Origin of the sequence: Rothia nasimurium, from assembly GCF_004569295.1 — a bacterium.
In the GTDB taxonomy this organism is placed as follows: Bacteria; Actinomycetota; Actinomycetes; order Actinomycetales; family Micrococcaceae; genus Rothia; species Rothia nasimurium_B.
In genome coordinates, this window is record NZ_SPQC01000063.1 from 1 (window position 1) to 10,214 (window position 10,214).

A 10,214-nucleotide genomic window follows, 5' to 3' on the forward strand; every position below is an offset into this window, starting at 1 on the left:
GGGCGGGTGGGATGACGTAGCGTTCTTCGTACTTGGAGAGCGCCATGAGGCGATACATCTCGTACATTTCTGCACCGGTCATGCCGACTTCGCGGGCGATGTCTTCGTTGCCGACGCCGCCGAGGGCGATGTCTCGCATGTAGGCGCGCATGGCGGCCAGTTTTTTGAGGACGTTCACGAGGATAGTGGTATCGCCAGCGGTAAAGAGTTCTGCCAGGTACTCGACGGGGATGCGCAGGGAGTCGATGGCTCCGAAGAGGTTGGCCTGGGACTCTGCGTCGTGGCCCTGGTCTTTGAGCAGGTCGATGATGGGTGAGAGCGGCGGGACGTACCAGACCATGGGCATGGTGCGGTATTCGGGGTGCAGGGGAAGGGCGATTTTCCATTCCTTGGCCAGCTTGTAGACCGGGGACTTCTGGGCTGCTGTAATCCAGGAGTCGGGAATGCCCTGCTTGGTTGCTTCACGAATCACGTCGGGGTCGAAGGGGTCGAGCATAATGTCGAGCTGGGCCTGGTAGAGCTGCTTTTCATCGGGCACAGAGGCGGCTTCGGTGACGCGGTCGGCGTCGTAGAGGAAGATGCCGATGTAGCGCATGCGGCCCACGCAGGTTTCGGCGCAGACGGTGGGAATACCGTGTTCGATGCGGGGGTAGCAGAAGGTACATTTTTCGGCTTTGCCGCTCTTGTGGTTGAAGTAGATCTTCTTGTAGGGGCAGCCGGTGATGCACTGGCGCCAGCCGCGGCACTGGTTCTGGTCGACCAGCACGATGCCGTCCTCTTCGCGCTTGTAGATAGCGCCGGAGGGGCAGGACGCCATGCAGGAGGGGTTGAGGCAGTGCTCGCAGATGCGGGGCAGGTAGAACATGAAGGTGCGTTCGAATTCGAACTTGATCTTCTCTTCTGACTGCTGGCGTACCTTCTCGACGAGGGGGTCGAGGTGGCCGGATTCGTGGGCGCCGCCCAGGTTGTCGTCCCAGTTGGGGCCCCACTCGATGGAGGTATCTTCACCGGTAACCAGGGATTTGGGACGCGCGGTGGGAAAGTCATCGCCCAGAGGCGCGCTGGTGAGGTTCTCGTAGTCGTAGGTCCAGGGTTCGTAGTAGTCCGAGAGCTCGGGCTGAACCGGGGAGGCGAAGAGGGTAAAGAGCTTCTTGAAGCGGTTTCCGCTCTTGAGCTCTAGGCGGCCGCGCTTGTTCAGTACCCAGCCGCCCTTCCACTTTTCCTGGTCCTCGTAGCGGCGGGGGTAGCCCTGGCCGGGGCGGGTTTCGACATTGTTGAACCAGACGTATTCGGTTCCGGCTCGGTTGGTCCAGGCCTGCTTACAGGTGACGGAGCAGGTGTGGCAGCCCAGGCACTTGTCGAGGACCATGATCATTGAAACTTGTGCCATGACGCGCATTAGTAGGTTACCTCCTGCTTGCGGCGGCGAATTCTTGAAACGATATCTCGCTGGTTACCGGTGGGTCCCAGATAGTTGAAGGCGTAGGCCTGGTGGGCGTATCCACCGATGAGGTGGGTGGGCTTGACCATGATGCGGGTGACGGAGTTGTGGATACCGCCTCGCTTGCCCGATACCTCTGATTTGGGGATATTGACCAGGCGTTCCTGGGCGTGGTGCACGTAGACCACGCCTTCGGGCATACGGTGGGATACCACCGCGCGGCCCACGAAGACGCCGTTAGCGTTCTCGCACTCAATCCAGTCGTGGTCCTTGACCCCGATTTTGGCGGCGTCCTGAGGGCTCATCCAGGCGTGGGTGCCACCGCGGGAGAGGGTCTGCATGTGGAGGTTGTCGTGGTAGGAGGAGTGGATAGCCCACTTGTTGTGTACCGTCACGTAGCGCACGGCAACCGACAGGTCTCCGGTTTCACCGATTTCGGGTTCGCCGAAGAGGTTGTGCATATCGAGCGGCGGACGGTAGACCGGCAGCTGCTCGCCCATCTCGCTCATCCAGTCGTGGTCGAGGAAGAAGTGCATACGACCGGTGAGGGTGTGGAAGGGCTTGAGCTGTTCGATGTTGAGGGTGAAGGGGGCGTAGCGGCGTCCGCCGGTCTCTGAGCCTGACCATTCGGGTGAGGTAAAGACGGGGCAGGGCCGGTCCTGGGTATCGCGGAACTTAATGCGCTTTTCTTCGTTGCCCTCAGCCAGGTGGTGCATTGTCTTGCCCACGCGCTTCTCCAGGGCCTTGAAGCCCTTGAGGGCTACGGGGCCGTTGGAGGTGCCGGACAAAGCCAAGATGGTGTCGGCCAGCTTAATGTCGGTATCAAGGGCCGGCAGGCCAGCGCCCTTACCGCTACCCATCACGCCGTGTTCTTCAGCCAGCTGGGCCAGCTGCTCGTTGACGTCCACGGTCACGAACTTGGTGGTGGCGCCCAGCTGAGAGAGCAGGGGGCCGACCGAGGTGTACATGTCGTAGATGGCCGGGTAGTCGCGCTCCACCACGGTGAAGATGGGCATGTTCTTACCGGGGATACCGGCGATGCCCTGGTTCTTCCAGTCCGGGGCATGTCCGCCGGGCTGGGCCAGCTGGCCGGGGGTATCGTGCTGCAGGGGCACAGATACCAGGTCGCTGCGCTTGCCCAGGTGCTTGGCTGCCCACTTGGAGAACAGGAAGGCAAGTTCCTTGAAGACCTGGTGGTCGGTCTTGGTTTCCCAGGGCGGGTTGATGGCCGGGGAGAAGGCGTGGATGTAGGGGTGCATGTCGGTGGAGGAAATATCGTGCTTCTCGTACCAGGTGGCAGCAGGGAAGACGATGTCCGACAGCAGGGTTGAGGACGTCATGCGGTAGTCGGTCGTCACCAGCAGATCCAGCTTGCCTTCGGGGGCGGTCTGGGCCCACTTGACCTCGGCGGGCTTGAAGTCTTCGGCGTCCTTGCCCATCACCGAGTTGTGGGTGCCGAGCAGGTGCTTGAGGAAGTATTCCTCGCCCTTGGCGGACGATCCCAGCAGGTTGTTGCGCCACAGCACCAGGGTGCGGGGCCAGTTGACTGGGTTATCGACGTCCTCCACCGAGAAGTCCAGGTCGCCAGAGTTGAGGCGCTGGGCAACGTAGTCTGCCGGGGACTCTGCGGTGCCTGCGGCAACCGCTGCGGCACCGGCGTCCGCCAGGTCCAGGGAGTTCTCGGGGAACTGGGGGTAGAAGGGCATCCAGCCCATGCGCACAGAGCGGGCCAGCACGTCGGCGGTGTGGACCCCGCGCAAATCGCCCTTAGCGAGGGGGGACTGCAGGGAGTCGGTGCTGCGGCCGTCGGAGCGGAACTGGTCGGTGTGCATATACCAGAAGGCGGTGCCTGCCTGGGTGCGCGGCGGGCGAACCCAGTCGAGGGCGTTGGCCATGTGGGACCAGCCGGTGATGGGGCGGGCCTTCTCCTGCCCCACGTAGTGGGCCCAGCCGCCGCCGTTGCGACCTTCAGCGCCGCACATCATGAGCAGGGCTAGAATCGCGCGGTAGGTGGTGTCGCCGTGGTACCACTGGCAGATACCGGCGCCCATGATAATCATGGTGCGACCACCCGAGTCAATGGAGTTCTGGGCGAACTCGCGGGCAGTGCGGATGACGGCTTCGGCGGGTACGGAGGTAATGGCCTCCTGCCAGGCCGGGGTGTACTGGGTTTCGGCGTCCTCAAAACCGGCAGCCCAGTGGCCGCCGGGCAGGCCGGGGCGGCCGATACCATACTGGGCCAGCATGAGGTCGAAGACGGTGGTAACAGTCTTACCCTCAACGGTGATGGTGGGTACGCCGCGGGTAATAATCTTGCCGCGGCCCGAGGGCTCGTCGAAGGCGGGCATCTGGATTTCGACGGCACGCTCGGTGCCGGTAGGCAAATCCAGGATGGACAGGGCAGGCTTGACGCCCTGTAGGTCCAGGTTCCATTTGCCCTCGTCCTCAGCGTTGTAGCGGTGGCCCAGGGAGCCGTTGGGCACCACGACCTCGCCGGTTTCGCGGTTGAGCAGGGCGGTCTTGAAGGACGCATCGGGCACCTGGGCGTACTCGGCAAGGTTAGCGGCGGTGAGGAACTTAGCCGGAACCGTCATCCCGTCCTCGCGGGTCTCAAGGGTGACCAGGAAGGGGAAGTCGGTGTAGGTGCTCACGTAGTTCTCGAAGAACTCAACGCGGCGGTCAACGAAGTTCTCCTTGAGAATTACGTGGCCCATGGCCATGGCCAGGGCAGCGTCGGTGCCAGCCTGGGCCGGGAGCCACTCGTCGGCGAACTTGGTGTTATCGGCGTAGTCGGGGGAAACCGAGACAACCTTGGTACCGCGGTAGCGTACCTCTGCCATCCAGTGGGCGTCGGGGGTGCGGGTCACCGGAATGTTGGAGCCCCACATCATCAGATAGGTGGCGTCCCACCAGTCACCTGACTCGCGCACGTCCGTCTGGTCACCGAAGACCTGAGGTGAGGCAACCGGCAGGTCGGCGTACCAGTCGTAGAAGGAGGTCATCACGCCGCCGATAAGCTCAATGTAGCGAGCGCCTGAGGCGTGGGAGACCATGGACTTAGCCGGAATGGGTGAGAAGCCGATGTTGCGGTCGGGCCCGTAGGTCTTGATGGTGTGAATCTGGGCGGCGACCACCATTTCGAGGGCTTCAGCCCAGGAGCCGCGCACCAGGCCGCCCTTACCGCGAGTGCTCAGGTAGCGGGAACGCTTTTCGGGGTCAGAGACGATCGAGGCCCAGGCTTCGACAGGGTCGCCCAGGCGGGCGCGGGCTTCGCGGTACATTTCAAGCAGCACACCGCGGATGTAGGGGTACTTCACGCGGGTCGGTGAATAGGTGTACCAGGAGAAAGCTGCACCGCGGGGGCAACCGCGCGGTTCGTACTCGGGGCGGTCGGGGCCGACGGTGGGATAGTCGGTGGCCTGGGCCTCCCAGGTGATCACGCCGTCTTTGACGAAGACCTGCCAGGAGCACGAGCCGGTGCAGTTGACGCCGTGGGTGGAGCGGACGACCTTGTCATGGCTCCAGCGGTTGCGGTAGAAAACGTCGCCTGCGTGGCCGCCTTTGAGGAAGGCTGCGCGGCCGTCGTCGGTTTCGTCCCACTTGGTGAAGAATTTGCCGAATTTGATGAGCTTGTCAGTGAGCGGCCCGTCGGGCCCAGGTGTGTGATGCCTGCTGTGTCATGGGCACCAGTCTACCCAAAATATTACGTAATAAATACCGAATAAAAACGTTCGCTAATTAAGCATCATACATACATATATTTAGCGGGTCGGGGCAGCCAGAAGCCCTAGCCCTGCGTTTTTAGCCAGGCGTCAATGCCACCTTCAACACTGTAAAGGTCGCTAAAACCGGCGGCGGTGAGCAGGTTCAGAGCCTCAAGCGAGCGCACCCCGGCCGCGCAGTAGAGGGCGTACCGCCCCCGGTGACTGGGCAGCACGGTATCGATAGCAGGTTGCAGACTGGTGTCGCCCGCTGCTTGGCGAATCAGGGAAAGCGGCAGGTTGAAACTGCCCGGCACAGCCAGTGCCCGGTGCTCGTGGGGCTCCCGCACGTCAATCAGGGGCACTCCCTCAAAATAGGCGGAGCCTGAAATGTCGGCCCAGGTGACTTCCATGCCGTACTGATCAGGCTCGGCGGTAGCAGGCTCCCAGTCGGCAGCAGACGGACGCGCAGACTCAGCAGGACGGGCAGCAGGCGCAACCGCCTGCCCCTCCCCCGCTACCTGATGACCGGCGTCCGCACCGGAACCCGATGCAGGAGTGGCGCGGGTGGACGATGCGACCAGGGGGATGTACTCCCAGCGGCCGGTCAGGCCGGTGTAGTAGCCCACTTCGCCCATGAGGGGCTGGCCGATGCCGGTCAGCAGTTTGATGGTTTCCATGGCCATGGCCGTGCCGATCACGCCGGCGAGCGCGCCGATGACACCGGCGGTGGCACAGTTAGGCACCGAACCGGGTTCCGGTTCAGCCGGGTAGAGGTCTTCATAGACCGGCCCGTGCCCTGCCCAAAAGACGCTCATTTGGGCGTCAAAGCCGAGGATTGCACCCCAGACGTGGGGAATGCCCAAGGCTGCTGCAGTGCGGGAGGCGGTGTAGCGGGTGGGGAAGTTGTCGGAGCCGTCCACCAGCACATCTACCCCGACCAGCAGTTTTTCTGCGTTGGCGTCGGTCAGGCGTTCCTTGACGGTTTCGACCGCAACCAGGGGGTTGAGTTCGCGCAGGGTCTGGGCTGCTGAATCTGCTTTGGAGGCCCCGACCCGGGCGTAGGAGTGGACCACCTGGCGATGCAGGTTAGAGGTTTCTACCGTATCGTCGTCAATCACGATAATGCGCCCAACACCGGCTCCTGCCAGGTAGAGCAGGGCCGGTGAGCCTAGCCCGCCAGCGCCCAGCACCGCAACCGTTGCCGCGCTCAGTTTTTCCTGCCCCTTCTGCCCCAGCTCCGGCAGAATCATCTGCCGCCCGTAGAGCTGGTAGGCCAGCGAGGTTAGTTCAGAGGTCATGGTGGGCCCTTTCTAGCCGGTAGGCGTATCGATTCCTACCCACTGCACGCTGCCGCCGGTGAGTTCTTGTTCTTTCCAGATGGGCACCTGGGCCTTGATGCGGTCGGCGGCCAGGGAGCAGGCGGTGAAGGCTGTGCCGCGGTGGGCGGCTGCGGCAAGTACGGTGAGGGCTGATTCTCCGATGGGGATGGGGCCGATGCGGTGGGCTGCCCAGAGGCGCACGCCGGGGATTTCGTATGCCACCGAGTTCAGGGTTTCTTCCAGGTAGTCGGATGCCTGGGGGTGGGCGGAGTAGGCTAGGGCGGCTACCGGCTGGCCGTGGTCGTGGTCGCGTACGATGCCGTCAAAGACGACGAGGGCGCCCATGGCGCGGGTCATGGTTGCCTGTTTGGCGGCAGCGAGGAGGGGTTCGAGGGGTTCTTCGGTGATGGAGGCGTGTACGACTGTGGAATCTACCGGTTCGAGCGGACGCCCGGCGTAGGGGTTGGCCGGTGAGGGGCCGGTGGTGTGAGGGGTTGTGGGGTTAGTGGTCATGGTAGTCCTCTAGCTGGCGGCAGATGTGGGTGACGAGGGGTTCGAGCACGGCGCAGCCGTCCTTGACCCCTCCGGTGGAGCCGGGCAGGGTCATGATGAAGCTGGTGCCGATGACGCCGGCGATTCCGCGGGAGAGTACGGCAGCGGGGGTGTTTTTGAGGCCCCGATTCCAGAAGGCGTGCATGATGCCTGGGACTTCTTTGGTGAGGTGGGGGCGCACGGCTTCGACGGTTGTGTCGTCTGAGTTGAGCCCGGTGCCACCGCTGGTCAGGATGAAGGTGGGTAGGTTACCGGTAGCGACCAGCCGGTCGATGTAGACGGGGATGTCGGCATCCGCTACGACGACCGCGTCGGGGGTGTCGAAGCCTTGGTCGCGCAGCCAGGCTACTGCTAGGGGGCCGGACCTATCCTCGTAGATTCCGCGGGCGGCCCGGGTAGAGGCCACGATTACTAGGCCGGTGCGGTTCTCGGGCAGGGTGTAGCTGCTGCTCACTGCTCTACCTTCCAGTCGCCGGATTTTCCGCCGGTTTTTTCCAGGACCCGCAGGCCGGTGATAGTGGCCTGCTTATCGACGGCCTTGATCATGTCGTAGACGGTGAGGGCTGCGCCGGAGACCGCACTGAGGGCTTCCATTTCTACGCCGGTGACGCCGCGGGTTTTAACCAGGGCTTCGATGCGGACGCGGTCGGGATGGCGTTCGAAGTCGATGGTGATTTTGCCCAGGGGCAGGGGGTGGCAGAGCGGGATGATGTCGGGGGTTTTCTTGGCTGCCATGATGCCGGCGACGCGGGCGACGGGCAGGGCGTCCCCCTTGGGCAGGTCAGCGTCGAAAATCTTGTCGATGACGTCCGCCCGGGTGATGACGTAGCCTTCGGCCACGGCGGTGCGGGTGGTTTCGCTCTTTTCGGTGACGTCGACCATGTAGGCGCTGCCGTCGGCGCGCACGTGGGTGAGGTTTCCGTTGGGGGTGGGGACGGTCATGGTTCTTGGCTTAGCCTCTCAACACAAAATTAATCAGTATTTACTATACGTGATTTTCTGGCAGGGGTGCTTACCCGCACCTCACAGGGCAATATACCGCACCAGTTCACCGCCGCGGTAGGTGCGCCCCGGTTCCAGTTCCACTAGGGCGTCGGCGCAGGCTGCCTGCAGGAGCAGGTGGGAGCCGGTTGCGGCGTCCGGAGTCAGCAGGGCAAGGACGCTCCCGTCCGCCCGAGCCTGCCGAGTGAGGCGAGCTCGGCGGTACTGGGTTTTTCCATCCGGTGCCACGATGGGTGCATCGAGCACCAGCTGGCCGTAGGCGTCCGGCTCTTCTTCCCCTACCAGGTGGGTCAGAGCAGGGCGCAGGAGCAGATGGTAGCTGATGAGGGTGCTAACCGGGTTACCCGGCAGGCAGAGTACCGGCAGCACCCTACCGTCGGCGGCCTCGAGTAGGGCCAGCCCCTGGGGGCCGCCGGGCTGCTGGGCGACGTGGCCGAACCAGCTGGCCTTCACCCGCGCCCCGCCGGCAGGAGAAGTAGCTAGAGCCGCCAACCCCAGACGCACCACCTCGTATTTGCCGTGGCTGATACCGCCGCTGGTCACAATAAGATCGGGCACCCGATGGGCTAGGGCACCTTGCAGGGCCGCGCAGAAATCTTCTACCGAGTCCCCAATGGGCAGGTGGTCGGTGGTGCAGCCGTCCTGATGAAGCAGGGCCGCCAGCACCGGGCCGTTGGCGTCAAAAATTTGCCCGGAAGCAGGCACCCGACCTGCCCCAGCAACCTCGTCACCGCCGGTCACCACCAGCACCCGAAGGGGGCGGTAGACCGGCACGCTCGCGATTCCCTGGGCGGCCAGGGCGCCGATGAGGGCCGGTGTCAGACGACTGCCGCCTTCTGCCAGGAGCTGGCCTGCGGCAACGTCCTCTCCCACAGCCCGTACGAAAGCACCGGGGCTAGCCGGGGGTATCTCCACCTGCCCGCCCTCAGCTACGAAGCCCGTGGCGTCCGTCTCTCCGGACACAGGGCTGGTGCGCTCGACGGGGACAACGGTGGTGTACCCACCCGGCAGCGGAGCCCCCGTCATGACCGGGTAGACCAAGGTATCGATCACCGGCAGCCCTGCACCGGTGGCTCCGGTAGGAACGTCCTGCCCCACCCAAAAAACCCGCTGGGCTGTCCGGGCGGCATTGCTGGTGAGGGCGTAACCGTCCATCTGGGAGTTGGCGAAGGAGGGCTGGGGGGCCAGCGCGTAGAGGGGTTCAGCGAGCTGAGCCCCGGCGGCCTCCCCCAGGGGCAGGCTATAGGGGGTGCGGGTGACGGTGGCAGCTACCAGGTCGCGCGCATAGGAAGCATAAGCCCGCGGCTGAAGGCGAGAGCCGGTGGGAAGCAGATGGGCAGGGGTTTCTGTAGGCAGCGTCATGAGGGGCGGCCTCCTTTCAGTCGCCCCAGCCAGAGAGCCAGGGCTCCGGCGGCGAGCAGGCTGAGGTAGAGAGCAACAAGCATGAGGGCTGCGCCCAGGGCTGCCTCCATGCGGTTGGAGCTCAGAGCCAGCTCAATAGCCAGGGGGATGGTTCGGGTGACACCCTCGATATTGCCGGCGAAGGTAACGGTTGCCCCGTATTCGCCCAGGGCACGGGCGAAGGTCAGGACGGCCGCCGTCAGCAGGCCGGGGGTAGCCAGCGGGAGCAGCACCCGGGTGGTGACCTCCGCGGGGCTGGCTCCTTCTAGCCGGGCGATTTCGGCGTACTCTGGCGGCAGGGCCCGCAGGGTGGTGACCAGGGTGGCCACGAAGAAGGGCAGGGCAACAAAAGTCTGGGTCAGCACCACAGCCAGCGGGGTGTAGGCCACCGAGATACCGGCGGTATCGAGCCAGGAACCGAGCAGCCCGCGCCTCCCCCAGAAGAAGAGCAGGGCTAGACCCGAAACCACCGGGGAGAAAATGATGGGGGTATAGATCAGCCCGTAGAGGGGCCAGGTCAGGCGGCGGGCCCGCGATTTTTCCAGCACCGTGGCAAGCACCAGGGCAGTGGGGGTGCCCAGCAGGGCCGAGATAAGGGTGGTAGTCAGGGCTGTGAGCACCGAGAGCCTAACGGCACCCAAGGCAGACGGTTCCGTCAGAAGCTGGGGCAGGCTCCCCCAGGGGGTCCGCACCAGAAGGGCCAGCAGGGGCCCAGCAATCAGGGCCAGGGTGAGCAGGGTGGGGAGCACAGCGTGGGCCGGTACGGACGTAAAAGGGCTGCCGCCGGGCTGGGGC

The 10,214-nt window shown here is 64.2% G+C and carries 8 protein-coding genes; all 8 read right to left on the reverse strand.

Annotated elements, in window-relative coordinates; all coding sequences use genetic code 11:
* The coding region (gene narH, locus E4U03_RS11765) for a nitrate reductase subunit beta (protein WP_135013916.1) at positions 1 to 1,399 on the reverse strand (1,399 nt) is incomplete at its 3' end.
* The gene (locus tag E4U03_RS11770) at positions 1,399 to 5,067 is read right to left on the reverse strand and encodes a nitrate reductase subunit alpha (RefSeq protein WP_135013917.1); all 3,669 of its coding nucleotides are present in this window, start codon (positions 5,065 to 5,067) and stop codon (positions 1,399 to 1,401) included. The genes narH and E4U03_RS11770, both read right to left, overlap by 1 nt.
* A gap of 161 nt (positions 5,068 to 5,228) precedes the next feature.
* Positions 5,229 to 6,443, reverse strand: coding sequence for a ThiF family adenylyltransferase (locus E4U03_RS11775; RefSeq protein WP_135013918.1), 1,215 nt, complete (start codon positions 6,441 to 6,443; stop codon positions 5,229 to 5,231).
* A gap of 12 nt (positions 6,444 to 6,455) precedes the next feature.
* On the reverse strand, positions 6,456 to 6,977 hold the full coding sequence (locus E4U03_RS11780) for a molybdenum cofactor biosynthesis protein MoaE (RefSeq protein WP_209304170.1): 522 nt from the start codon (positions 6,975 to 6,977) through the stop codon (positions 6,456 to 6,458).
* Positions 6,967 to 7,470, reverse strand: a complete 504-nt coding sequence (locus E4U03_RS11785; protein WP_209304171.1) for a MogA/MoaB family molybdenum cofactor biosynthesis protein — start codon at positions 7,468 to 7,470, stop codon at positions 6,967 to 6,969. The genes E4U03_RS11780 and E4U03_RS11785 overlap by 11 nt, the downstream gene beginning before the upstream one ends.
* Positions 7,467 to 7,958, reverse strand: coding sequence for a cyclic pyranopterin monophosphate synthase MoaC (moaC, locus tag E4U03_RS11790; RefSeq protein WP_135013919.1), 492 nt, complete (start codon positions 7,956 to 7,958; stop codon positions 7,467 to 7,469). The genes E4U03_RS11785 and moaC overlap by 4 nt, the downstream gene beginning before the upstream one ends.
* Before the next feature lie 81 nt (positions 7,959 to 8,039).
* Positions 8,040 to 9,380, reverse strand: coding sequence for a molybdopterin molybdotransferase MoeA (locus E4U03_RS11795; RefSeq protein ID WP_135013920.1), 1,341 nt, complete (start codon positions 9,378 to 9,380; stop codon positions 8,040 to 8,042).
* Positions 9,377 to 10,214 (reverse strand): ABC transporter permease (locus E4U03_RS11800; RefSeq protein ID WP_228066254.1); only part of this gene is annotated, 838 nt, incomplete at its 5' end. The genes E4U03_RS11800 and E4U03_RS11795, both read right to left, overlap by 4 nt.

Excerpts from the sequence above, each read along its gene's own strand:
- E4U03_RS11775 (WP_135013918.1), bottom strand. The coding sequence starts at position 6,443 with ATGACCTCTGAACTAACCTCGCTGGCCTACCAGCTCTACGGGCGGCAG.
- E4U03_RS11780 (WP_209304170.1), bottom strand. The coding sequence starts at position 6,977 with ATGACCACTAACCCCACAACCCCTCACACCACCGGCCCCTCACCGGCC.
- moaC (WP_135013919.1), bottom strand. The coding sequence starts at position 7,958 with ATGACCGTCCCCACCCCCAACGGAAACCTCACCCACGTGCGCGCCGAC.
- E4U03_RS11795 (WP_135013920.1), bottom strand. The coding sequence starts at position 9,380 with ATGACGCTGCCTACAGAAACCCCTGCCCATCTGCTTCCCACCGGCTCT.